The organism is Rhizobium sp. TBD182 (assembly GCF_001950375.1).
GTDB classification, from domain to species: domain Bacteria; phylum Pseudomonadota; class Alphaproteobacteria; order Rhizobiales; family Rhizobiaceae; genus Agrobacterium; species Agrobacterium tumefaciens.
In genome coordinates this window covers 406,174-429,622 of record NZ_BDLN01000001.1, presented here as the reverse complement: position 1 = coordinate 429,622, position 23,449 = coordinate 406,174, and the positions used below count along the sequence as shown (strand labels likewise).

The following is a 23,449-nucleotide window of genomic DNA, read 5'->3' as shown; positions in this document are numbered from 1 at the left end:
ATCGTATGCGATCCGATGGTCTTGCGATCCATGAGATCGCGTCGGTCTCCGGGATCGGGTTTGGTTTTCTTTCGCTCATCGTTGGTGTCCGCCGTTCTTGGATAACCGAACAGGAAGCCATCGCCCGGGCGAGCCGGATGTTGAGATCGCTGGCAAGTGTGAAGCGTTTTCATGGCGCCTTCCCTCACTTCATCGATGCGTCCAGCGGAAGAACGATACCCTTCGCGAAATTCGACGACGGCGGAGATCTCGTTGAAACCGCTCTTCTGGTTCAGGCGCTGATCTGCGTCAGACAGTTTTTTGGCGCGCAGACATCCTCCGAAATCGATTTACGCCGGTCCATAAATGAAATCGTCGAGACGGTGGAATGGGGCTGGTTTACCAGGGGAAAGCCCGGGCCGCTGTTCTGGCATTGGAGCCGTCGGTATGCATGGGCGAAAAACTTGCCGATTGTGGGCTGGAACGAGGCCCTCGTCTGTTATGTGCTCGCGGCGGGTTCAACGACGCATGCAATCAGCGCGGAGTCTTATCATTCCGGATGGGCAAGCGATGGCGAAATCCGGAACGGATCGATGTATCTCGGTGTTCGGCTGCCGCTTGGCCAGCCGTATGGAGGACCGCTTTTCCTGTCGCACTATTCCTTCTGCACACTCGATCCGCGCGGTCTCGGCGATGTTTATTGTCACGACTATCTGGAGCAGGTTCACGCGCATTGCATGATCAATTACCGCTACTGCCGCACGCGCTACCCAAGTGAGGCCGGGTGGGGTCTGTCTGCGTGTGATGGGCCAAAGGGCTATGTCGTAAACTCTCCGACCGACGATGACGGCATCATTGCGACAACGGCAGCCCTCTCGAGCATGCCCTTCTTTTCTCATCGCTCACGCGAGGCGGCGTTGCGTTTTCTGCAATGGAACAATGGTGCACTCATCGGCCGCTTTGGCCTCATGGATTCATTCCAGCCCTCAACCGGCTGGGTGTCCGGAACGCATCTTGCGATCAATCAAGGGCCTGTTGTTGCGATGATGGAAAACTATCGCAGCGGCCTGATCTGGGATTTATTCATGAACGCACCGGAGGTGAAAAACGGCTTGGCCAAACTGGGCTTCCATCAGGACAGGTCTTTCGAAAAGTCGAGCCTGCAGGAAGGACGGACCGACCCCTGAGAACCGGTGTTTGAGTAGCGCAAATCCATCCTCGAAGACAACGCCGGAAGGCCTTGGCAATTCGTTGGCAAGGCCTTCGGCGCGCAGGATATGCTGGGGTAAAGTCGTGGTCATCGTCTCAAAACTGCGGGAGTTTTGATGTTCGATAAACGGTGTGCTGTCATTCGGCTGGTTTCGAAGACGCGCTTTCGATATAGGCGATAAGATTATCCAGTTCTTCCGGTTTGCTGATGCCCGCCAAGGCCATCTTGTTTCCGGGGATTTTCTTCTTGGGAGCGCTGAGAAAGTCTCGCAGTTCCTCCGGTGTCCACACCAGCCCTTCCCCGCCTGCTTTTTTCATCGCATTCGAGTAATTATAGTCCGGATCGCCGCCCGCAGTGCGGCCGATGATCCCGTTAAGCTGCGGGCCGACCTTGTTTTTCGCGCCCTCGCCGATGGCGTGACAGGCGGAACAGCGCTTGAAGGCCGCCTCCCCCTTGGCAACATCGCCCTCTGAAAAAGCGGGAATGGCGCTTGCTGCCAGCATCGCCGCCGTGATGATCATTCTCTTGCGCATCGTGTCATCCTTGTTCTGCCGTATGAACGCGCCCGCCTGCGAATGCAGGCGGGCGGCTTGTTCTCAATTCAGGTCGTGCCCCAGGCGGGCGTACCCTTCTTGTAGGGAACGCAGGTCTCAAAGCCGCCGGGGATTTCGTCGTAAACGAGAACCTCGGTGGCGCCGATCTTCGAGGTGAAGAAACCGAGCAGCGTCAGCTGCTTGACGAGTGTGAAGGGATGCGGTGCGGTCGGTGTCTGTTCCGCCCGGGCCTGTTTGTCCAGCGCAGAAATCAGCGTCTGCCGCTCCTGCGCCGTCAGCTCCAGAAACGCCTTCTTGTATTCCGTCCGGCTGCGGTTTTCGATGTCAGCCATCGCGGAGAGGAAGAGTTTCCGCTGTTCGCCCGTGTAACAATCGGCCGCATAGACTGCCATGAATGCGCCAACGGCAGCGTCCTTCGCACCCGGGGTGGATGTGCGAGGGATGATCGTTTCAGCCACCTCGTCGAGAAGCCGGATTTCCTCCGGGCTGAACACGTGGACGTCGCCGGCAGGCTTGGCGGCGTTTTCCGCCGCAGTGACCACGTCAGCGCCGATCAGCGGAAGACCGGAGGCAATGGCTATCAGTTTCAGCAGTTCACGTCTGTTCATCACAGATTCCCCTTCTTGCGTTCGGAAACGGCAAATTCGGCGGCACGCGCCGTCAGCGCCATGTAGGTGAGCGACGGGTTGACGCAGGACGCCGAAGTCATGCAGGCACCGTCAGTGACAAAGACGTTCGGCGCATCCCAGACCTGGTTGTTGCCATTAAGCACGGAAGTTTTGGGGTCGCGTCCCATGCGGGCCGTGCCCATTTCATGGATACCCATGCCCGGCGCATAGCTGCCCCTCGACGGTTTGACGTTCTTGATGCCGACCGCTTCGAACATCTCGACTGCGTCATTGACCATGTCTTCGCGCATATCGAGTTCGTTCTGCTTCATCTCGACATTCATCGACAGGACCGGCAGGCCCCATTTGTCCTTCTTGTCGTGGTCCAGCTTCACGCGGTTCTCGTGATAAGGCAGCATTTCACCGAAGGCAGTCATGCCGATAGTCCAGGCGCCCGGCTGGGTCAGCGCTTCCTTGTAGTCGGCTCCGATGTTGAGTTCGGCGATTTCCCGCTCCCAGCGCGAACGGCTGGCGGATCCCTGATAACCGAAACCGCGCAGATAGTTCCGCTTGTCGTCGCCGGTGTTGCGGAAACGGGGAATATAGAATCCCGCCGGGCGGCGGCCCTTGAAATAAAACTCTTCGAAACCTTCCACCTCGCCGGTGGCACCCATGCGGAAATGGTGGTCCATCACATTGTGGCCGAGTTCGCCCGAGCTGCTGCCGAGCCCTCCCTCCCACACGTCTGTGGCCGAGTTCATCAGAACCCAGGTGGAGTTGAGCGTCGAAGCGTTGAGGAAAATCACATCGGCGGTGTATTCATAGGTCAGGTTCGTTTCGGCATCGATGATCTCGACACCGCGAGCCTTCTTCTTGTCCTTGTCGTAAAGGATTTCCTTGACGATGGAGAAAGGCCGGAGCGTAAGATTTCCGGTGGCGACTGCCGCCGGCAGGGTCGATGACTGCGTGCTGAAATAGCCGCCGAAAGGACAGCCCAACCGGCACTTGTTGCGGAACTGGCAGCGCGTGCGCTCCTGATCGGGAAGTTCCTGGGTGATGTTGGCGCAGCGCGAATTGATGAGGTGGCGCGTGCCTTTAAAGGCAGTTTTCAACCGGCGTGCCACATCCTCTTCAACGCAATTCAGCGGAATAGGCGGCAGGAATTCACCATCAGGAAGAATGTCCAGCCCCTCGCGGCTGCCGGAAATGCCGGCGAAACGCTCGACGTAATCATACCAGGGAGCAATGTCCTGATAACGGATCGGCCAGTCAACGGCGATCCCTTCTTTGGCATTGGCCTCGAAATCGGTCTGCGACCAGCGGTAGGTCTGGCGTCCCCACAGCAGCGAACGGCCGCCGACGTGATAACCACGGAACCAGTCGAAACGCTTTTCTTCGACATAGGGCGTTTCCTGCTCGTCGGCCCACATGCCGAGCGTGGCCTCTTCCAGCAGATAGTCGCGGCTGAGCACCGGATACTTCGCCTTCATCTCCTGCGTGGCGCGGTTGCGATGGGGATAGTCCCAGGCTTCCTTGTCGGCATTCTGATAGTCGGTAATGTGCTCGATGTTTCTGCCGCGCTCCAGTAGCAGAACCTTCAGGCCTTTTTCCGTGAGTTCCTTTGCAGCCCAGCCTCCACTTATGCCTGAACCGACAACAATCGCATCATAATGATTGTCCGCCATGATAACTCCTCCGATTGGTACTTGGGTAAAAAGTCGACGAGACAATGCGCTCCACGTCGCAACGCGGCGGAAACTTCATCATGCGTCTGTCGAACCTTATGCGCCCCGGCGAAACCGGCCGCCGGGGTGCGGTTGTGGTTTTACTGGCAGTGTTTACTGAATGGTCGGCAGGCGCTCGCTCAGGAACGCGTTGCCCTTGGTCACAACCGCTTCGGCATCGAGCGGAAGGTCGTGTTCAAGAATGAACCACTGTGCGCCGGCATGTTTGGCCGCGGGCAGGATCGTCTTCCAGTCGAGAACGCCGGTGCCAATCGTTGCAAAGCCGCGCTCGTTTTCGGCCGTGCCGGCCGGTGCATTGTCCTTGGCGTGGATTGCAAAGACCCGACCGTTCAGAGTGCCGAGGAACTCAGCCGGATCATTGCCGCTGCGCGCCACCCAGGCGACGTCGAGTTCGCTCTGCAGTTTCGGGCCTGCGGCATCGAGCAGCAGTTCAAGCGCCGTCTTGCCGTCGAACTTGACCATTTCAAAATCATGGTTGTGATAGGCCATGGAGAGGCCAGCCGCGGAAAGCTTGTCGGCATATCCGCCAAGTTCCTTGCCGAAGGCTGTCCAGCCTGCGGCGTCCTTAGGGCGGTCTTCGGGCTTGAGGAACGGCACGGTCACGACCGGATTGCCGACAGCCTTCTGCTCGGTGATGACCTCGTCGAGATTGCCGCGAAGCTTGTCGATCGGCACATGCGAGGAAATGACCTTGATCTTGTGCTTTTCCAGAAGAGCGTTCAGCTCGCTGGCGCTGACCTTCTGCATATCCACCGTTTCCACGGCGGAAACGCCCGCGCGGTTGAGGATGGCAAGCTGCTCCTCAAGCGTTCCGGCGTTGCGCAGTGTGTACATCTGCGCGGCAATCGGCAGCGTCTTGCTGTCATCGGCAAAAACCGGATTTGCGATACCGGCCGCCAGTCCGACGACGAATGCCATCTTTGCGAATTTTGACTTGAACGTTTTCAAACGCGTAACTCCCTTTCCGTTTGATCAATATGACGACACGCCTGCCCATGCTCTCCCGAACAATTAGTCGGGTAGTGCTGGGCACAACCTCCGATGCCCTGCGTCGTCAGTCCCCGATATCCAGTGATCTAGATGTCGATCTCTACCCAGGACGAGGTCAGGCTGGACCGCACGGCCGCATCGATGAATGCGAGACCCGCAAGGCCGTCCTCTATGCCGGGATAAATCACATCCCCGGCGGCTGCTTTTCCCTCCCTTTTTGCGATGATTGCGTCTGCGGCTTCACGGTAGATCGTCGCAAAACCCTCGAGATATCCCTCCGGGTGCCCTGATGGCACACGGCTGACGCGGTTCGCGGCAGCGCCTGCACCCGCGCCATTGCGCGTAATCAGCCGCTTGGGCTCGCCGTAAGGTGTGAACCAAAGCTCGTCCGGCACGCGGTGATGCCATTCAAGGCCGCCCTTATCGCCATAGACCCTGAGCGACAGGGCGTTTTCATTGCCGACAGCGATCTGGCTTGCCCAGAGCATGCCCTTCGCGCCGCTTTCGTAACGCAGCAGAATATTGGCGCTGTCATCCAGCTGCCTGCCCGGAACGAAGGAAGTGAGATCTGCGTATAGGCTCGCGGGAATTTCACCGGTCACGAAGGCGGCGGCGTTGAAAGCGTGGGTGCCGATGTCGCCGATTGCCCCGCCCGCGCCAGAGCGGCTCGGATCGGTGCGCCATTCCGCTCCCTTTGCGCCGGTCTTTTCGACCGCTTCGGTCAGCCAGTCCTGCGCATATTCGGCCTGGACATGGCGAAGTTTGCCGATGGCACCGTTGGCCACCATCTCCCGCATCTGCCGCAACATGGCATAGCCGGTGTAATTATGCGTGAGGATGAACAGCCTGTCGGATGCCCTCACGATCTTCGCCAGCTCCTTGGCCTCCTCCAGCGTCGCTGTGACGGGCTTGTCGCAGATGACGTGGATGCCAGATTCGAGAAAGAACTTGGACGGGGCGAAATGCAGGTGATTGGGGGTGACGATGGCGACCGCCTCGATACCGTCTTCACGACCGGCCTCGGCCGACGCCATCTCCTCAAAAGAAGCGTAGGACCGCTCGGGCGCAATGCCGAGCAGGGTTGCCGAAACGCTGGCGCGTGCCGGGTCGGAGGAAAGCGCACCGGCGACCAATTCGTAACGGTCGTCGAGCCGCGCGGCGATACGATGCACCGCGCCGATAAAGGCACCCTGACCGCCACCCACCATGCCGAGACGAATGCGGCGGCTATTAAATCTTGCTGTTGCGGAGGACATGTCTATCCCTTTCAAAGCCCGAGAAGGCGACGGTTGGCAGCATCATCGGTGCCGCTTTTGGCGAAATCGTCGAAAGCCCGCTCAGTCACGCGGATGATGTGATTTTCAATGAAGCCGGCACCTTCACGCGCCCCGTCCTCCGGGTGTTTCAGCGCGCATTCCCATTCCAGCACGGCCCATCCTTCGAAGTCGTATTGGGTGAGCTTGGAAAACACCGCGCCGAAATCGACATGCCCGTCGCCGAGTGAGCGAAAGCGCCCCGGCCGGTCGACCCAGCCTTGATAACCGCCATAGACGCCGGACCTGCCGGTCGGATTGAACTCGGCATCCTTGACGTGAAAGGCCCGGATGCGCTCGTGGTAGATATCGATGAAATCAAGATAATCCATCGCCTGAAGCACGAAGTGCGAGGGATCATAAAGGATGTTGGCGCGGGAATGATTGCCGGTCGCCTCCAGAAAACGCTCGAAGGTAATGCCGTCATGCAGGTCTTCGCCGGGATGCAGCTCGTAGCAGAGATCGACGCCATTCTCCTCGAATGTATCGAGAATGGGCGTCCAGCGCTTGCCGAGTTCAGCAAAGGCCATTTCGACAAGACCTGCGGGGCGCTGCGGCCAGGGATAAATGAAAGGCCACGCCAGCGCGCCGGAAAAACTCGCATGGCTCTTGAGGCCCAGATGCTGCGAGGCTTTCGCCGCGCACTTCAGCTGGTTGACCGCCCATTCCTGACGCGCCTGCGGTCTGCCGCGCAGTTCGGCGGGCGCAAAACCGTCGAACATCTCGTCATAGGCAGGATGAACAGAGACGAGCTGGCCCTGAATATGGGTTGAAAGCTCGGTGATCTCGATGCCTGTCTCGGCCAGACGTCCCTTGATATCATCGCAATAAGCCTTGGAAGCGGCAGCTTTCTCAAGATCGAAGAGCTTGGGATCGGTCGGCACCTGAATGCCCTTGTAACCAAGGGAAGCCGCCCATTGGCCGAGATTGTCGAGCGTATCGAAGGGTGCCTTGTCCCCGACAAATTGCGCGAGGAAAATCGCCGGGCCTTTGATCGTCTTCATGTCCTTACACTCCTTGCATTCACTGTCTGGCCGCTACCGGTGCGGCGAACGGCAGGGCGCGACCGAGCCGCGCACCACCAGTTCCGTATCCAGCACGATGGTTTCGGCCGTGCGTTTGCCATTAAGCCGGTCGACCATCAGCGCCATGGCTTTGCGGCCCATTTCCTGCCGGGGCTGGCGCACTGTCGTTAGCGGTGGTTCGAAGGCATTGGCGAAAATTATATCGTCGAAGCCAATGACCGAGACATCGGTCGGCACGGACAGCCCGCGCCCGCGCAGCTCGCTGATCGCGCCAATCGCCATCTGGTCGCTCGAGGCGAAGATGGCGGTGAAGGAAATGCCGTTTTCGAGAAGTCCGGCAATCGCCTGTCTACCGGCTTCGATGCTGTAATCGCCTGTCACGACGAGTTCATCCGCGTAACCGATACCCGCTTCCGCAAGCGCGTCGCGGTAGCCCTCGAAACGCTCCTGTGCCAGACTTTCCGGAAAAGGTCCGGCGAGATGCGCGATCTTCGTGTGCCCTGCTTCGATCAGATGATGCACGGCGTTTTTGGACGCGGCGCGGTTATCGACCTTGACGGTGGGCAGCGCGATGCCTGGCACGGTTTCCGAAGCGATGACGATCGGCGGCAGCGCGTCACCCTGACCGAGAAGCTCTGAAGGAAACTGGCCGGTCATCAGGATGAGGCCGTCAGCATGTTTCTGCCTGACCATGTCGATATGTGTCGCCACGCGGTTTTCGTCGTTACGGGCGTCGCCCATGAGCACCTTGAAGCCCGCCTCCCCAGCCGCTTCCTCCACGCCCTTGTAGATCTCGAGATAAAACGGGTTGCCGATATCGCGAACGAGAAGAATGACAGTGTTGTTGGATTGACGCCTGAAGCTTGCGGCCTGGGCGTTGGGAACAAAGTTCGCCTGCCTGACGGCATCGAAAACCTTCTTCCTCGTTTCCGGGCGGACTTTGTCGGGTTGTTGCAGCGCCCGTGACACGGTCGCGATCGAAACGCCCGCGAGAGCTGCAACTTCCCTGATATTCGAACCTTGGTCTTTGCTCATCTGTCACACACGCAACTGCTTTTGGCGGCCATAAAGCAGCATCAGCGCAAGTAACGTGACACCGAATATGATCTGCCGGGCCCATACATCGAGGTTGAGCGTTATCAGTACGCTTTGCAGAATGGTGAGCGCAACTGCCCCGGCCATGGTTCCGATATATCCGCCCGCACCACCGGCAAGCGAAGTGCCGCCGATGACAACAGCGATGATCGATGGAAGGACATATTGGTCGCCGACAGAAATGAAGGAGGTGCCGGTATAACCGATCACGCAGACGCCAGTCAGACCGGCAAACAGGCCGGACAGGCCGTAAAGCAGCGTGCGGATCAAAGACACGGGCAATCCGACCAACGTCGCCGCCCGCTCGTTGGAGCCGATGGCGTAAATGGAGAAGCCGAAGGCCGTGCGGCGCAGCACGAACAGCATGATCGCGGCAATGCCAAGCCAGACGAAGAGGACGCCGGGAATACCGAAAACGAGAGGCCGGTTGATGAAGCCCGCCAGGAGGGGCGCCGCCGCACCTGATGGAACGCCCTGCGAATAGACCACAAGCCCGCCCTGGATCACCGCTGTCATGCCGAGTGTCATGACCAGCGGCGGAATGCGCACGAAGGTGATGCCGAGGCCATTGATGAGGCCGATCAGGAAGGGAATGCCACCTGCGACCAGTATGGCGAGCGGTATTCCGACATTCTGTCCGTTCATCATGTTGCCGGCAAGGACCGCGCCGAGCGAGATCATCGCGCCGACGGAAAGATCGATGCCTTCGCGTCCGCCGAGGATCACAAGATTTTGGCCCGCCGCGACGATACCGAGAATAGCGGCGATCGTCAGCAGCCGCACGATCTGCGACCCCTGTGCGAAGCCGGGCGACAACAGTTCGCCGACCAGCAGCAGGAACACTGACGCGCCAATCGCAATGGTCAGGGGATCGGTGATGATGGATTTGATTTTCAAACCGGAATTTGTCATCTCAACGCCTCGTCACCAGAACGCCGCCGGCAAGTGCCGTCAGCACGATCAACCCCTGCACCAATGTCTGGTACTCGAAGGGCAAGCCCGCAAAGAAAATCACATTGCCGATCATGCCCAGCACCAGCGCGCCGGCGATCGATCCTGTCGAGCTGCCGAACCCGCCGGACAGTGCGGTGCCGCCAAGAACGACCGCCGAAATGGAGGAGAGCGCCAGGCTTGCACCGAGCAAGGGGTCGCCGGAGGCGGTCTCGCCCGTCAGGCACAGCGCTGCGAGCGCTGAAAACAGACCGGAAATCATGTAGGCGCCAATGCGAATGCCGGAGAGGCGCAGGCCCGTCTGGAAAGCGCCCGTGCGATTGCCGCCCACGGCCAACAAATGCACGTGAAACGGAATGCGCGACACAACGAGCGTAAAGGCAACACCAGCCAACAGCATCCACAGCACGAAAGGCAAACCGATGAAGCTGCCGGAATAGGTCTGCCAATAGGCTTCCGGCACGGGAAGACCGGCCTGCGGCAGAACCCAGATCGCCAGACCGGCAAAGATGATGCCCGTCGCGAATGTGGTGACGATGGGCTGGAAACGCAGGCCGGATATGAACAGGCCGTTGACCAGCCCACAGATCAGTCCAACCGCAACTCCCGCTCCCATACCTGCAACGACGGCACCTGCCGTTCCGCCAAGTGCAGCGATGACGCTGACGGTAACGACATTGGCGAGCGCTACGATGCTTCCGACCGACAGGTCGATATCCCCCGCCAGAATGACATAGGTCTGACCGATGGCGACCAGGATCAGGGGAAGAAATGTCGTCAGGTTCGACTGCAATACGGCCGGCTGCACGAAAGACGGCTGCAGAAACGTGTTGACGCCGATGAGAACGGCCAGAACCACGAGAGTTATGATCCAGGGTTGCTTGCGCATAAAACCGAGGGAATTCATGCGGCGTCTCCATAGGCGGCGCGGGTCATGTTGACGGATGTCATGTCGGCTCCGGTCAGCTCCGCAGAAATGCGTCCGCCGTTGAACACGAGAATGCGGTCGGCATATTCGAGGATTTCCGCATCTTCCGAGGAATAGAGAAGAATGGTCGCGCCCGCGTCAGCCTGCTGGCGCATAAGCGCGAAGAGATCGGCCTTGGCGCCAAGATCGATACCCTTGGTCGGATCATCGAGCAGCAGCAGTTTCGGCGCGGTGGCAAGCCAGCGGGAAATGAAGATTTTCTGCTGGTTGCCGCCTGAGAGCGTGCCTATCGGCATATCCATGCCAGCAAACTTCGTCTTCATGTCGTCCGCGACCTTCTGCACACGCGGCTTCAGCGTCGCGGGCCGGACCAGTCTCATCTTTTCGCGCACCATCAGAGCTGCAACAAGATTTTCGAAGATCGACCGGCCCTGAAGCGAGGCATCACGCCCGCGGTCGCCCGACACATAGGCAAAACCGTTATGAACCGCCTGCGAAGGCTTGCCGATGGCGACATCACGACCCTCGAACTGGATTTGCCCGGCGGCAAAGGGGCTTGCGCCGAACAGGCCCTTCAGCAAGGCCGACTGGCCCTGCCCCTGCAATCCCGCCAAACCGACGATTTCACCCGGATAGGCTTCCAGACTGACACCGCGAACACCCTCGCCCGCAACGTCCGTCACCTTCAGGCTGGGCGCTGCACCTGCGCGTCCCTGCTGGCGGGCAGGCGCGGCGCGGACATCGCCGACCATGTCATGCACCACGGCCTCGCGGGTGGTAGCGGCGGTGTCGAGTTCCGAAATGGTCGCACCGTTACGCATGACGGTTATGCGGTCGCAGACAGCAAAAACCTCATCGAGCCGGTGGGAAATCATGATGGTGGAGATACCGTCCGCCTTCTTGGCTCTGAGTATCTCAAAAAAACGCTCGGACTGGCGGCCATCAAGTGCCGCCGTTGCCTCATCCATGATCATGAGGCTGGCATTCTGGGCGAAAACTTTCAGGATTTCGACGAGCTGGCGCTGATCGGGCGGCAGATTGCCGACGATCGCATCCGGCTCCAGACCGGTGCCGGCAACACCGTCAAACAGCGCGATCAGCCTGCGCGCCTCGGCTTTCAGGGCCTTGCTGTCGACAAAAACGCCGCGCTTCGGTTCGCGACCGAGAAAAATATTGTCAGCGACGGAAAGCTGCGGAATGAGGCTTAGCTCCTGATAAAACAGCGCAATGCCGGCATTTTCGGCGTCACGCGGGCTTTTGAAGCGCACGTTTTCGCCGTTGAACCGGATGGTGCCGCTGGTCGGCGCGACCGCACCTGCAACGATCTTGCAGAGCGTGCTCTTGCCGCAACCATTGGCGCCCAGCAGCGCGTGAATTTCACCGCGACCAACGGTCAGCCTGCCGTCGGAAAGCGCACGCACGGCGCCAAAATTCTTCTGTATGCCGGCCGCTTCCAGAGCGTTCGCCATCGCATGTCCCCGAATTTTACTTGTCATTGTGCTTCGTCACTGGCGGACGCGCGCAATACGCGGTCCACATTCGAATTTCAGGTTTCGGGCTGGCGTTTGCGGCCAGCCCGAGACTGATCTTACTTGAAGAACTCGCCAGCCTGTTCCGGCGTCACGGTTGCCGTGACAGACCAATAGCCCGGCTTACCTTCGGCGGACTTGATGTTGTCCGCGAGGTTGTCGTTGCTCACGAAGGGGATCGGAATATAGATGGCGTTGCCGTAGGTACCGCCGAAAATGCCGTCCTTGAATTCCTTGCCCTGCAGCTTCAGAACCGCAACGTTGAGCGCGCTGGCCATGACACCCGGAGGATTGACGGAGGCGCCGGAGTTGAACTTTTCCTTCTCCCAGCGCGTCATGAAGTCCTTGCGGATTTCACCTGTCGCGGCGATGTCCTTGGTCTTGCCGGCGGCTTCGATTGCGCGCCATGCGCCGTCGGCCATGCCGTCCTGCACCCACACACCGCTGATATCGGGATAGGTGGCGAGAAGGTTTTGCATTGCCTGCTGACCCTGCGCCTGATCCCAGCTCGCATTGGCTTCGTTCAGCACCTTGATATCAGGATATTTCTTGAACACTTCGCGGTAACCGGCGACGCGGGCTTCGTTGGCGGGATTGCCGGCGATACCGTTGATCGCGACGACGCTTCCCTTGCCCTTCAGCGAATCCGCAAGCCACTGTGCGGACTGTGCCGCCCAGGCCTTCTGGTCGATGCCGACATAGATCGCGTCCTTAGAGGACACTTCCGCATCGGTTGCGATGACGAGAATGTTGCGTGCCTTCGCCTGTGCGAAGATCGGATCAAAAGCAGTCGGGCTGCCGGGATTGATGAGGATCGCATCAACGCCCTGGTTCATGAAATTGCGGATATGGCCGATCTGCCCCTGCACATCGACATTACCGCTCTGAACGACGACTTCGACCTTCACGCCCTTTTCGCCCCACGCCTTTGCGGCAGCCTGGGCTTCCTCGATCATCTGCGTGCGCCACTCGCTGCCGACGAAAGAATTGGAAAGACCGATCTTGAAGCTCTGTTCCTGAGCGTGCACGGACGTGCCCGCCGCCAGCACCATAGCGGCGGCAGCCATCAAATGTTTGAACATGAAAATTTGCTCCTCCAAGCACGGTTTTTAACCGATGAAACCGTTTACATGATGGAATGTAACCGGTTTCATAAATGAGTCAACCCAGCTGGGATTTTTTATGTACCCGTTGCCACAGCGAATTGCCGACCCTTGGCGGAGAGAGTGGGTGGCAATTTAAGGAGGAACAGCGGCATCATATTGGCGTGGATCGCAGTGCTGATAACGCCTGAATTTTGTTCATGCACGGACAGCTTGAAGCTCCGCTACTTCAACAAGAACAAGCTGCTGGCGGGCGTCTATAGACCGGTTGGCGTGAAACTAATTGCCCCCGTTCACCATCTTGGTACGGGCCAAAGTATCCGCGAGATCGTTCCCGGCTATACCGGAATGCCCCTTGCACCACGCTATCTCGACGTTCGGATTACAAAGGAGCAAACGATCCACATTCTGCCACAGACCGCCATCTGGTATCTGTCGTTTGCGTTTTCGCGAATCTGGATTGATACGCTTCCACCCGTTGCTACGCCAGATTTCGCGCCAGCGATGGCAACCTTCCATCACGTGAGCGGAGTCTGTCCAGAGCTTGGCTGGCCGGCCTGGAGCCTGTGCATCGAGCCATAAAAGTGCATTCATGACCGCCATGACTTCAAACGAATTGTTCGTAAGTCCGATTTCCGTTCCTCGCGCAGCATGGATCTGCCGCTCGGTTTCAAACACGATGAATGCCCAGCTTCCCGATAATGCTACAGGGTCGTATGAACCATCCGCGTAGATGACGAGTGGAGCAGTCATGGAGCTCGTTTCCTTGCGTCAGAGGCGCTTGGAAAGAATGACAGCGCTTTCGGGTGTTTTCTGTAGATAGCTTGTACAATCATCTTATTCGAGTCAGATTCACGTCCAGGGATGAAACATGATCTTCAAACGCATCGTCGCAGGAATAGTCGATCTCATCTTGCTCATCAGTGTGGCGTTTGCACCGACATTCATCGCGGCAGAGTGGCTACCGCAGTATATGGACGCTCCAGCGGGGCAACCGCCGACACCTCTGATGGGCGTAACGCTTTTATGGCTGGCATCCGTGTTGTTTTGCTATTTCCCGGCCTTCGAAAGCAGCGCCTTCATGGCAACTCCCGGAAAACTGCTAATGCGATTAAAGGTCGTCCGGCGCACCGGCGAAAGACTGACTTTTACGCAAGCGCTCTATCGCATGGTCTTCGGCCCGCTCGCAATATGGTTTCTGCCCTGGTACCGCGACCATTTCTCGGGTGGTGCTATTGTAAAGGACCGCTGAGTTTGTGGTTGTGTGATTTCACACTCAACCCCTCACCTTTCCCGTTTCCCATTACCAGTCCCGTTTCAAGGACGGCGGCAGGTCAGGATGAAACGACGGTAGACGAAAGTTCGCAGCCTGTTGCGCAGGTTGGTGTTTTTCCGCTGCGCTCTCGCAATCGGGGCATGTGAGTGCAGTTCGATGCCGGTAAAGCCGGCGGCGATCAGGAGCGGCGTCAGCATCTGCGGGCGCAACCCCTGCCCGAACGGAAGCGCCTTCATGATTGCGGCATGATGGCTGCTTTGGGCGCCATCGTAATTCTTGTCGGCCCCCACCGAAAGATCGATGAGCCGGATCAAAAGGCTGGCAAGACGTCCTGCCGGTTTTGGCGTTGCCCAGTCACCATCGAAAAACAGGAGCCGACCGCCCGGACGAAGCAGCCTGAACCACTCGCGGAAGGTCTCCTCAGGCTGCGTCAATGTCCAGACCAGATGCCTGCAAATGATCGCATCATAGGACGCATCCGGCTCCATGGTATTTTCGGCATCCGCCATCACGAAACGTAGCCTTGGTTTTCCCGCATGTTTGGCGCGCGCTACGGATAACATCGTTTCTGAAAAGTCGAGTGCCGTGACCTCGTGGCCGAGATCATGAATAAGCCGCGTCACCTCGCCGGTGCCACAGGCCAGTTCAAGGATATGTTTCGGCTCAGGTCCCACCAGGTCGCGGATCGGCTTCTTCCATGCATTGGCCTCGACGCCAGCTGCTATCTTGTGTCCAAAGGCCAGATCGAAAGTCTCTGATCTTTTCGACCAATAATCGCGGATTTCCTCCTTGAGATCGAAGTTGCCGCCATCCATGGTCTATTCCTTTGAGTACTCAAATCGCATCCGCTGCGGCGAATGACAGCTTGCTTCACAATGTGATGCCAAGTTAGCCCATGCGACATCACTGGAAAATCACAAGTCTGTTTCCCAAGATATAAACCGCGATAAAACTATTTATTTCAACATATAACTGCAGTTTCCTGATGTGATTTATAACTCTCCTGATGCCTCCCGGCGCCTTTGCTCGAGCTCTTCGCTATACCGCCTCAGCGTATGGCTTTCCGTCAGCAGGCCAACGGGTCGGTTTTCAATCTTGTCGTTGACGACAACCAGAGCTTCGCTTTCCGTAGCGTCGAAGGCTGCCGCCGCCTGACGTGCGTTCATCGCCGGCAGCAGCACGTCGTTCTTATAATTGAGGTAGGTCTCGAGGCTGATCTTGGAGGGATCGCGATCCATCGGATCGGCGTAGATTTCCGGCACGAGGACCATGCCGGCATAACGCCCGTCGTCATGTGTCATGATAACCCGCTGCGTCGAGCCTAGCGGAAACTTCTCCTTGAACGCGGGAAGACCCATGCTGACATTGGCCTTGCGAATATCGGCGCGCATCATCTTGCCCACCGTCAGGTCGCGGATCCAGCCGATATCGTGGGCGCTGCGAATGCTTTCGCCCCGCAGGTGAAAACGCCAGGTGGCGAAGGAGTAACCGAAGGTGGTGCGTACCACGAGCGATGTCGTGATGACGGCCGCCAGCACCAAAGCCGTGATCTGGAAGTCTCCGGTCAGTTCCAGCGCCAGAAACGTCATCGTCAGAGGACCGCCGACAATTGCGGCGGCAAAAGCACTCATGCCGACCACGGCGTAGACCACGGGTGCTGTCGAGCCATAGCCGATATAGGGTGCGCAGATTGCGAAAATCTTGCCGACCAGCGACCCCATGAACAGCGAGGCAAAAAACAGACCGCCGCGGAAATTCGAGCCGATGGAAATCGCGCTCGCCGCAGCCTTCAGCAGGAAAAGCCCGGCCAGCCCGTATATCGTCAGATCGGCATCGATGTTGAGATGGAGCGCACCGTGGCCGCTCGAGAGGACCTGCGGTGAAATCAGCGCAAGTGCGCCCACCGCCACGCCACCGATTGTTGGACGCAGCCAGCCGGGAATGGCGCTTTTGCGGGCCGTCTCCTCGATAAGGGAGACCGTCTGCATCAGCACGATGCCGATAAACGCACATACCACGCCGAGAAAGATGGCCGGTACATAATCCGGCGGCGTCACACGGCTGGCATCGTAGATATCGATGGACAGGCCATGTCCGCCGATAAGCCCTGCCACGATGCTGGCCACCAGCGCCGAGACAATGAGCGGCGCGAGTGTCACGACGGTATAGGTGCCGATGATGAGTTCTATGGCATAGAATGCCCCGGTCAGAGGCGCGTTGAAGGCAGCGGCAATGGCACCAGCAGCACCACAGCCGACGAGGATGCGCATGTCTCCTCGTCTCAGCTTCAGCTTGATACCGATCTTGGAGGCCACACCGCTGGCGATCTGCGTATAGCCTGCCTCAAGCCCGACAGATGCGCCGAAACCGTTTGAGACGATGTTCTGCACGCAGACGATGATGCTGTCCGTCAGCGAAAGGCGTCCGCCATGCAGCGCATTCGCCTCGATAGGGTCGACCATCGGCTTTTTGCGGGTTTTCGAAAGAATGAAGAGGATCAGGCCGAGTACGATGCCGCCAATGACCGGCCCGGCAAGCACGATCCAGCCGGAAAGTTCACTGCTGCTCAGCCGCTCGACACCGAAGACCAGCACATGAAGGGCCGTACTCAATCCGCCGATCAGCGCCACCAGAAGGCCGGCCGCAATGCCGATGAGGACGGCGAGAGCCACCAGCCCCAGCTCGCCGCGCCGGAACATCGCCCGCAGGCGACTGGAGCGCAGATTGTCGAAGAAGCTCGCCATACTGGGTGCACGGAAAGGCCGGGTCGACATGCTGTTCCTTTTCAGGCGGTATTAGGGCGCTTCAATCTCGAGTTCGACTTCGAAACGCATCTGGTCGTAAGCCGGTTCAACATGATCAGGCGTTTCGCGCATCACCGTGTCATAATCGAGCGGAATGTGCATATGGGTCAAGATCGCCCTTTTTGGTGCAAATCTATCGATCCAGCCGAGCGCCTGTTCGAGCGAGAGATGGCTGGGGTGATAACGGTGCTGCAGCGCATCGATGACGAGGACGTCGAGACCGGCAAGCTTGGGCACGCTTTCGACCGGAAAATCGCTGACATCGGTGCAATAGGCGACATTGCCAATCCGAAAGCCGAGCGAGTGCACGTCACCATGCTGCTGCATGTGCACGTTGAAAGGTATCGACCCGCCTGCCCCGTCGATGATCAGGGTCGCGTCGATATCGGCGATGATCCGCGGCTCGACGATCGGCGGATAATTGCTGCCCGGAGGCGTTTCCAGGCAATAGGCAAAACCATCCCAGATGCGCGCCATGGTGACTGGATCGGCATAGATCGGAATGCGGCTCTGCTGAATGGCGAAATAGATGCGCAGATCGTCAATACCGTGCAAATGGTCGGCGTGGGCATGAGTGTATAGAACCGCATCGACTGCCTCCACTTTGGCGGCAATCATCTGCTCGCGAAAATCAGGCCCAGTGTCGATGACGACGGTGGTCTTACCGCCATCAGGTCCGATCTGCTCCACCATGAAGGCCGCCCGAGTACGCCGATTCCTGGGGTTTTCAGGATCGCAGGCGCCCCAGTCGCCGTTGATGCGCGGTACGCCGGGAGACGACGCACATCCGAGAACCGTAAAGCGGCGACGGTAGATTGCCACGCCTACACCCTTGTCATCTTCGAAAAGCAGCGAAAAGCATTCTCGGTGGTGATTTCGGCCATGCGCTCGAACGAGATACCATGTACCTCGGCCAGCACTTCCGCCGTGTTCACCACATAAGAAGGCTCATTGCGCTTGCCGCGCCAACGCTTGGGCGCGAGATAAGGCGCATCCGTTTCCACCAAGAGACGGTTGAGCGGCACGGTGGCTGCAATATCGCGGATATCCTGCGATTTCGGGAACGTCAGAATACCCGAAAAGGATACGTAACCGCCAAGTTCGACGCCGGTTTTAGCGAGATCGGGACCTGCGGAAAAGCAGTGCAGGATAAAGGGAAAAGCACCCTTGTCGCTTTCTTCACGCAGAATCGCAGCCATGTCCTCATCAGCGCTGCGGCTGTGGATGACGAGCGGAAGCTTGGTTCTCCGCGCCGCCTCGATGTGGCGAACGAGGCCGGTCTTCTGGTCTTCCGGCTTTTGCGTGTCGTAGAAATAATCCAGCCCCGCCTCGCCGATCGCCACGATCTTGTCGTGACTCTCGGCAAGCCGCACAAGCTCGTCGGCCGAAATGTCGAGTTCTTCGTCGGCATTGTTCGGATGCGTGCCGACCGAGCAGAAAACCGACGGGTATTTTTCCGCAATCTTCAGAAGCTCGGGCAGACGGCGCACCCGGGTCGAGATCGTCACCATCTGGGCAACGCCGGAAGCATGGGCGCGGGCGATGATATCGTCGCGCTCAGCCTCGAAATCGGGAAAATCCAGATGGCAATGCGTATCGATCAGCATGGTCGTCGCCTTCACGCTTCCGGTGCGACGTAACGCGGGAAGACCGGCTTCGGTGCCTCAAGCGGCGTTCCCGGAACCAGACGTCCGGCTTCGCCTAGTGCGGCAAAATCCCGTTTGTCGGCAGGGGCAGCAACGAGATCGAGTAGCTTCTCGCAGGATCCCGGCATGAAGGGCTGCAACAGAATACCGATCTGGCGGACCACTTCCGCCGTCACGTAAAGAACGGTGCCCATGCGTTCTGGGTCGGTCTTCTTCAGAGCCCACGGCTCCTGCGACGCGAAATAGCGGTCGGTTTCCGAAACGACGGCGATGATGGCCGCAAGCGCGCGATGGATGAGCTGCTTGCCCATCTCCTCACGGCAGAGTGCCAGAAGCCCGTCGGCGGAGGCGAGCATCGCCTTGTCTTCATCGGTCAACGGCCCGGGCGTCGGGATCTGTCCGTCACAATTCTTGACGATCATCGACAGCGAGCGGCTGGCCAGATTGCCGATGCCATTGGCAAGATCTGCGTTGATGCGGGTGGCGATACCCTCTTCGCTATAGCTGCCGTCCTGGCCGAAGGAGACTTCGCGCATGAAGAAATAGCGGACCTGATCGAGACCGAAATGGTTGACCAGATTGACCGGATCGACGACGTTGCCGAGCGACTTAGACATCTTCTCGCCCTTGTTAAGCAGGAAGCCGTGCGCATAAACCCGCTTGGGCAGCGGCAGCTTGGCGCTCATCAGGAAGGCCGGCCAATAGACCGCGTGGAAGCGAATGATGTCCTTGCCGATGATATGCACGTCGGCCGGCCAATATTTTGCGCGCGGACCGTTCTTGTCTTCGATGTAACCCGTAGCGGTAATGTAGTTGGTCAACGCATCGACCCAGACATACATGACGTGCTTCGGATCATCAGGAACCTTGATGCCCCAGTCGAATGTCGTGCGGGAAATCGACAGATCCTTGAGGCCGGATTTGACGAAGGAGATGATCTCGTTTCGACGCTCAGCGGGACCGATGAAATCCGGGTTGTCCTCGTAGAGCTTCAGCAGCTTGTCCTGATATTCGGAGAGCTTGAAGAAATAGCTCTCCTCCTCGACCCATTCGACGGGCGTGCCCTGCGGCCCATAGCGAACGCCGTCGGCGCGCACTTCCGTCTCATCCTCGCCGTAGTAGGCCTCGTCGCGCACTGAATACCAGCCGGCATAGCTGTCCTTGTAGATGTCGCCGCTGTCGGCCATCAGGTTCCAGATATTGCGCGAGGTCTCGTGGTGACGTTCTTCCGTGGTGCGGATGAAATCGTCGTTCGAGGCGTTGAGCAGCTTGCCCATCTCGCGGAACTGGTCGGAATTGCGCTGCGCCAGCTCTTCCGGCGAAATGCCTTCCGCCCGCGCTGTCTGCTGCATCTTCTGGCCGTGTTCGTCGGTGCCGGTCAGAAAGAAAACATCCATTCCATCCAGGCGCTGAAAGCGTGCCATGGCATCCGTCGCAATCAGCTCGTAGGCATGGCCGATATGCGGCTTGCCGTTAGGATAGGAGATCGCGGTGGTGATGTAGAAGGGTGTCTTGTCTGTCATGACGGTCTATCGACTTTACAGGCTGTTTTTTGGATAGACCGCTCTTAAACGATTGTTCGCAACAGCGAAAGCAAAAGCGTACGTTCCGTACGATCTCTTGGGTCTCACACGCCGCGAACATCTTCCAGAATGGAAAGCACCATCTGCTTCTTGTCGAGATTATAGGCCTGCGCCACGGTAATTCGTTCCGAAAGCGTCGACGAAAGGCGCGCATGTTTCTCTGCCGCCGCGATATCACCGGCCATCGCCGCCGCTCTTGCACGCGCCATCAACTCCTCCGTCACGTGCTCCATGAAGAAGCCGAGAACGATATCGCCATCCTTCTGTGCCAGAACTTCGGCAAGCTTGTGCATCTGCTTGCGTGCACCGGGCCCTTCGGCCGTCATGACGGAGGCGAGCGCCTCCACAATGTCGGAGCCGCCGTAATTCATCAGTTTTAACGCCTGCGCGACGCTGCCCTTGGAGGCGGAAAGCAACGCATCCCGCTTTTCGCCAGCCGGGCTGATACCGAGATGATCGAGCGACTGCACCATATCCGCATCCGAAAGCGGCAGCAGCCGGAGCGGCATGCAGCGCGAGCGGATGGTCGGCAGCAATTTGCCCGGCGCATGCGACAAAACGAGGAACATCGCCCGCTTTGGCGGCTCTTCCAGTATTTTCAGAATGGCGTTTGCGGCATTGCGGTTTAGATCGTCAGCCGGATCGATGATGACGATACGCCAATTGCCTGTGCCCGAGGTCTGCGAGAAGAAGTGCCCTGCCCGCCGCACCTCATCCACCGTGATGGCGGATTTCACGCGGCCGGTCTTTTCATCCGCCGGGCGGGTCAGATGCAGCAGATTATGCGACGCACCGGAGGTGATCTGCCGACTGACAAGCGATTCCGTATCGGGATCGGCCAGGAAATCCGGTGCTGTGGCTGGATCGGGATGGGTAAGTACGTGGTTGGCGAAACGGAAAGCGAGTGTTGCCTTACCAATGCCTTCAGGGCCTTCGATCAGGATCGCATGGTGGCCCTTGCCGGAGCGATAGGACTGCGCAAGAAACGCCTCCGCTTCGCCATGGCCGAAAAGCTTCGTGTTCTGCTGCGGCGCAATTGCGCCGTCGAGAACGCCCTGAACCTCACTCATGCGCCGTGCCCGCCGCAGTCTCCAGCCGCTCGAGCAAAGGCTCGACAAATGACATGACGTCTTCCGTCACCTTTTCTTCCGGCTGATCGGCATTGACGATCCGACAACGACGCGGCTCGGCAAGCGCAATATCCAGATAGGCTTCACGCCGCTTCTCGTGGGTCTCGATTTCCTCTTTTTCGAAACGGTCCGGTGCGGCACCCTCATCCGCACGCTTTCTGGCCCGGGCAAGGCCCTTTTCGGCGGCGATATCGAAGATCAACGTCAGTTCCGGTACGACGCCATCAATAGCAACGCGTTGCAGCGTCTCGATGAAATCCGGCTCCAGATTGCCGGTCGTACCCTGATAGACACGTGAGGAATCAAGAAACCGGTCACAAAGCACGATTGCGCCACGTTCCAGTGCCGGGCGAATGACCTCCTCGACATGGTCGTTGCGCGCTGCCGCAAACAGGATTGCCTCCATGCGCACGCCGAAGGATTCGGCAGCACCCGACAGCAGAACATGGCGAACAGCCTCTGCCCCCGGCGAACCACCCGGCTCACGGGTTACGATCACATCGAAACCACGGTCGCGAAGCGCCTCGGCAAGCGTGCGAATCTGCGTCGACTTGCCAGCGCCTTCGCCGCCCTCGAAGCTGATGAACAATCCGGTCTTTTCGGCCAATGTCACGTCCTGTGAGGAATTCTCAGAAATATCGAAATGCCTGTTTACAGCATCGAACCGAAAAGTGTGAAGCGCTTTTCAGAAAATCCGATGTCTGAACAAAAGCATAGGGAAAGTTGCGGCTTGCGGGATAGGCATCAGAGCCAGAACAGCAGCAATTCCTTGAGCGCCCCGGCTGCATTCTGGGTCAACGTGCCCTTGCCGACTGCCGTTCTCGTGTAAAGCGGCACTTCCCGCAACAGCCTTTCGCCCGAAAAAACCTTGAGTGTGCCGACATTCGCACCAGTGTCGAGCGGCGCATTGAGCGGCCAGCGATAGACGATCCGCCCGGAAATACGCTCGGGATTATTGACCGGTACCAGCACGCTGACATCTTCCCGGGGCGACAGGTCTATATGCGAGACGTCGCCACCGTAGACGCTGACCGAACCGACGGCTTCGTCCTTTGCAAAAAGATGGCGTTTTTCGAAGGCCGTCAGCCCCCAGTCAACCACCCGGCGGGCTTCGTCCTGCCGCGTCTTGTCGTCCGCGATGCCGCCAAGCGCCAGATAGACCCGGCGCCCTTCCCGCTCTGCCGAAACGACTGCTGCGAAACCGCTGCCTTCCGCAAAACCAAGCCCGAGACCGTCTATGCCGTTACCCAGCAGCGAGTTCTTGTTGCGCTGGAAAATCCGGTTCCATTCGAAATCCGGCTTGGTGAAAAGCCCATAGCGATCGGGATAGGTATCGCGCAGATGCTGGGCGAGAAGCACCATATCCTTCGCGGTCGTCTGGTTGCCCGGATCGGGAAGACCCGTCGAATTGGCAAAGACACTGCGGTTCATGCCGAGTTCGCCGGCTCTCACCGTCATGCGCTTGGCGAAAGCGGAGTCGGACCCTGCCATGCCTTCGGCGACAATGATGCAGCCATCATTGGCGTTCTGCACAATAATTCCCGTCAGAAGATCGTTGACGCTGACGGAGGATTTCAGCGCTGCAAACATGGTCGAGGTCCGCGACGGCGCACCACCCGTGCGCCAGGCATATTCAGAAACGGGATAAGCTGTCTCGGGCGTTACCTGCCCTTTGGCCAGCGCATCCAGAATCACCTCCACAGTCATCAGCTTGGCAAGCGAAGCGGGCGGAAAGGATTGATTTTCATTCTGGGAAAGCAGCACCGTGCCGGTTTCGGCATCGATCATATAGGCCTGTTCGGCCTTGGCGATGAAAGGTACTGTTTGCGTTTGCGCTTGCGCCGGACCGTTACCGAAAAACGCAAATGCGAGCGCTGCCGCGACCGGGAGAAAAGAACGATGAATGGCCTTGTGCATGAAACCGCCCAGCTTTCCCTGCCGCAACCCGCCGCTCGCGACGAAAACGCAAGTCAGCCATAA

At 58.6% G+C, this 23,449-nt stretch carries 22 protein-coding genes; 2 read left to right on the top strand and 20 right to left on the bottom strand.

Translation table 11 applies throughout. The features are described 5' to 3' along the window. The first annotated feature begins 5 nt into the window (after positions 1-5). On the top strand, positions 6-1,166 hold the full coding sequence (locus T18_RS02215) for a glucoamylase family protein (RefSeq protein WP_038490964.1): 1,161 nt from the start codon (positions 6-8) through the stop codon (positions 1,164-1,166). 160 nt (positions 1,167-1,326) lie between these two features. Here T18_RS02215 and T18_RS02210 read toward each other — a convergent pair whose 3' ends face one another. From T18_RS02210 to T18_RS02155, 12 genes are all read right to left on the bottom strand, one after another. Further along, positions 1,327-1,722: a c-type cytochrome gene (locus T18_RS02210; protein ID WP_003515228.1), complete on the bottom strand. Its 396-nt coding sequence runs from the start codon at positions 1,720-1,722 to the stop codon at positions 1,327-1,329. 68 nt (positions 1,723-1,790) lie between these two features. After that, positions 1,791-2,351, bottom strand: coding sequence for a gluconate 2-dehydrogenase subunit 3 family protein (locus tag T18_RS02205; protein WP_038490967.1), 561 nt, complete (start codon positions 2,349-2,351; stop codon positions 1,791-1,793). Next, a complete protein-coding gene (locus tag T18_RS02200; protein WP_003515231.1) occupies positions 2,351-4,036 on the bottom strand; it encodes a GMC oxidoreductase in 1,686 nt (561 codons plus the stop codon). The genes T18_RS02205 and T18_RS02200 overlap by 1 nt, the downstream gene beginning before the upstream one ends. 153 nt (positions 4,037-4,189) lie before the next feature. Continuing rightward, positions 4,190-5,044, bottom strand: coding sequence for a sugar phosphate isomerase/epimerase family protein (locus tag T18_RS02195; RefSeq protein ID WP_003515232.1), 855 nt, complete (start codon positions 5,042-5,044; stop codon positions 4,190-4,192). Positions 5,045-5,172: 128 nt separating this feature from the next. Further along, positions 5,173-6,342, bottom strand: coding sequence for a Gfo/Idh/MocA family protein (locus T18_RS02190; RefSeq protein WP_038490970.1), 1,170 nt, complete (start codon positions 6,340-6,342; stop codon positions 5,173-5,175). Between the two features lie 11 nt (positions 6,343-6,353). Beyond that, complete coding sequence (locus tag T18_RS02185) at positions 6,354-7,403, bottom strand: sugar phosphate isomerase/epimerase family protein (RefSeq protein WP_038490972.1); 1,050 nt, start codon at positions 7,401-7,403, stop codon at positions 6,354-6,356. 33 nt (positions 7,404-7,436) lie between these two features. Further along, positions 7,437-8,459, bottom strand: a complete 1,023-nt coding sequence (locus T18_RS02180) for a LacI family DNA-binding transcriptional regulator (RefSeq protein WP_025593429.1) — start codon at positions 8,457-8,459, stop codon at positions 7,437-7,439. A 3-nt stretch (positions 8,460-8,462) separates the two neighbouring features. Then, a complete protein-coding gene (locus tag T18_RS02175; protein ID WP_003515236.1) occupies positions 8,463-9,431 on the bottom strand; it encodes an ABC transporter permease in 969 nt (322 codons plus the stop codon). Position 9,432: 1 nt separating this feature from the next. Beyond that, positions 9,433-10,377 carry an ABC transporter permease gene (locus tag T18_RS02170; RefSeq protein ID WP_038490976.1) on the bottom strand — a complete coding sequence of 315 codons (945 nt, stop codon included), beginning with the start codon at positions 10,375-10,377 and terminating at the stop codon, positions 9,433-9,435. Further along, entirely contained in the window at positions 10,374-11,867 is a 1,494-nt protein-coding gene (locus tag T18_RS02165; protein ID WP_038490979.1) for a sugar ABC transporter ATP-binding protein, read from the bottom strand. Before T18_RS02165 ends, T18_RS02170 begins: the two co-directional genes overlap by 4 nt. A 119-nt stretch (positions 11,868-11,986) precedes the next feature. Next, positions 11,987-13,009 (bottom strand): substrate-binding domain-containing protein, encoded by a 1,023-nt coding sequence (locus T18_RS02160; protein ID WP_003515239.1) that lies wholly within the window; start codon positions 13,007-13,009, stop codon positions 11,987-11,989. Between the two features lie 300 nt (positions 13,010-13,309). Continuing rightward, complete coding sequence (locus T18_RS02155) at positions 13,310-13,783, bottom strand: ribonuclease H family protein (RefSeq protein ID WP_038490982.1); 474 nt, start codon at positions 13,781-13,783, stop codon at positions 13,310-13,312. Positions 13,784-13,901: 118 nt separating this feature from the next. Here T18_RS02155 and T18_RS02150 point away from each other — a divergent pair, with 118 nt between their 5' ends. Beyond that, on the top strand, positions 13,902-14,282 hold the full coding sequence (locus T18_RS02150; RefSeq protein ID WP_013636091.1) for an RDD family protein: 381 nt from the start codon (positions 13,902-13,904) through the stop codon (positions 14,280-14,282). A gap of 65 nt (positions 14,283-14,347) precedes the next feature. Here T18_RS02150 and T18_RS02145 read toward each other — a convergent pair whose 3' ends face one another. From T18_RS02145 to T18_RS02110, 8 genes are all read right to left on the bottom strand, one after another. Beyond that, on the bottom strand, positions 14,348-15,121 hold the full coding sequence (locus T18_RS02145) for a class I SAM-dependent methyltransferase (RefSeq protein WP_038490985.1): 774 nt from the start codon (positions 15,119-15,121) through the stop codon (positions 14,348-14,350). Between the two features lie 177 nt (positions 15,122-15,298). Then, entirely contained in the window at positions 15,299-17,080 is a 1,782-nt protein-coding gene (locus T18_RS02140) for a chloride channel protein (protein WP_038490988.1), read from the bottom strand. 21 nt (positions 17,081-17,101) lie between these two features. Continuing rightward, positions 17,102-17,932: an MBL fold metallo-hydrolase gene (locus tag T18_RS02135; protein ID WP_038490991.1), complete on the bottom strand. Its 831-nt coding sequence runs from the start codon at positions 17,930-17,932 to the stop codon at positions 17,102-17,104. Positions 17,933-17,934: 2 nt separating this feature from the next. After that, positions 17,935-18,717 (bottom strand): TatD family hydrolase, encoded by a 783-nt coding sequence (locus T18_RS02130; protein WP_003515245.1) that lies wholly within the window; start codon positions 18,715-18,717, stop codon positions 17,935-17,937. A gap of 11 nt (positions 18,718-18,728) precedes the next feature. Continuing rightward, entirely contained in the window at positions 18,729-20,279 is a 1,551-nt protein-coding gene (metG, locus tag T18_RS02125) for a methionine--tRNA ligase (RefSeq protein ID WP_038490994.1), read from the bottom strand. A 104-nt stretch (positions 20,280-20,383) separates the two neighbouring features. Then, complete coding sequence (locus T18_RS02120; RefSeq protein WP_038490997.1) at positions 20,384-21,409, bottom strand: DNA polymerase III subunit delta'; 1,026 nt, start codon at positions 21,407-21,409, stop codon at positions 20,384-20,386. After that, positions 21,402-22,076, bottom strand: a complete 675-nt coding sequence (gene tmk / locus T18_RS02115) for a dTMP kinase (protein WP_003515249.1) — start codon at positions 22,074-22,076, stop codon at positions 21,402-21,404. The genes T18_RS02120 and tmk overlap by 8 nt, the downstream gene beginning before the upstream one ends. Positions 22,077-22,213: 137 nt before the next feature. Then, positions 22,214-23,386, bottom strand: coding sequence for a D-alanyl-D-alanine carboxypeptidase family protein (locus tag T18_RS02110; protein WP_038491001.1), 1,173 nt, complete (start codon positions 23,384-23,386; stop codon positions 22,214-22,216). Positions 23,387-23,449: the final 63 nt, after the last annotated feature.

Excerpts from the sequence above, each read along its gene's own strand:
- T18_RS02215 (WP_038490964.1), top strand. The coding sequence starts at position 6 with ATGCGATCCGATGGTCTTGCGATCCATGAGATCGCGTCGGTCTCCGGG.
- T18_RS02210 (WP_003515228.1), bottom strand. The coding sequence starts at position 1,722 with ATGCGCAAGAGAATGATCATCACGGCGGCGATGCTGGCAGCAAGCGCC.
- T18_RS02205 (WP_038490967.1), bottom strand. The coding sequence starts at position 2,351 with ATGAACAGACGTGAACTGCTGAAACTGATAGCCATTGCCTCCGGTCTT.
- T18_RS02200 (WP_003515231.1), bottom strand. The coding sequence starts at position 4,036 with ATGGCGGACAATCATTATGATGCGATTGTTGTCGGTTCAGGCATAAGT.
- T18_RS02190 (WP_038490970.1), bottom strand. The coding sequence starts at position 6,342 with ATGTCCTCCGCAACAGCAAGATTTAATAGCCGCCGCATTCGTCTCGGC.
- T18_RS02185 (WP_038490972.1), bottom strand. The coding sequence starts at position 7,403 with ATGAAGACGATCAAAGGCCCGGCGATTTTCCTCGCGCAATTTGTCGGG.
- T18_RS02180 (WP_025593429.1), bottom strand. The coding sequence starts at position 8,459 with ATGAGCAAAGACCAAGGTTCGAATATCAGGGAAGTTGCAGCTCTCGCG.
- T18_RS02175 (WP_003515236.1), bottom strand. The coding sequence starts at position 9,431 with ATGACAAATTCCGGTTTGAAAATCAAATCCATCATCACCGATCCCCTG.
- T18_RS02170 (WP_038490976.1), bottom strand. The coding sequence starts at position 10,377 with ATGAATTCCCTCGGTTTTATGCGCAAGCAACCCTGGATCATAACTCTC.
- T18_RS02165 (WP_038490979.1), bottom strand. The coding sequence starts at position 11,867 with ATGGCGAACGCTCTGGAAGCGGCCGGCATACAGAAGAATTTTGGCGCC.
- T18_RS02160 (WP_003515239.1), bottom strand. The coding sequence starts at position 13,009 with ATGTTCAAACATTTGATGGCTGCCGCCGCTATGGTGCTGGCGGCGGGC.
- T18_RS02155 (WP_038490982.1), bottom strand. The coding sequence starts at position 13,783 with ATGACTGCTCCACTCGTCATCTACGCGGATGGTTCATACGACCCTGTA.
- T18_RS02150 (WP_013636091.1), top strand. The coding sequence starts at position 13,902 with ATGATCTTCAAACGCATCGTCGCAGGAATAGTCGATCTCATCTTGCTC.
- T18_RS02145 (WP_038490985.1), bottom strand. The coding sequence starts at position 15,121 with ATGGATGGCGGCAACTTCGATCTCAAGGAGGAAATCCGCGATTATTGG.
- T18_RS02140 (WP_038490988.1), bottom strand. The coding sequence starts at position 17,080 with ATGTCGACCCGGCCTTTCCGTGCACCCAGTATGGCGAGCTTCTTCGAC.
- T18_RS02130 (WP_003515245.1), bottom strand. The coding sequence starts at position 18,717 with ATGCTGATCGATACGCATTGCCATCTGGATTTTCCCGATTTCGAGGCT.
- metG (WP_038490994.1), bottom strand. The coding sequence starts at position 20,279 with ATGACAGACAAGACACCCTTCTACATCACCACCGCGATCTCCTATCCT.
- T18_RS02120 (WP_038490997.1), bottom strand. The coding sequence starts at position 21,409 with ATGAGTGAGGTTCAGGGCGTTCTCGACGGCGCAATTGCGCCGCAGCAG.
- T18_RS02110 (WP_038491001.1), bottom strand. The coding sequence starts at position 23,386 with ATGCACAAGGCCATTCATCGTTCTTTTCTCCCGGTCGCGGCAGCGCTC.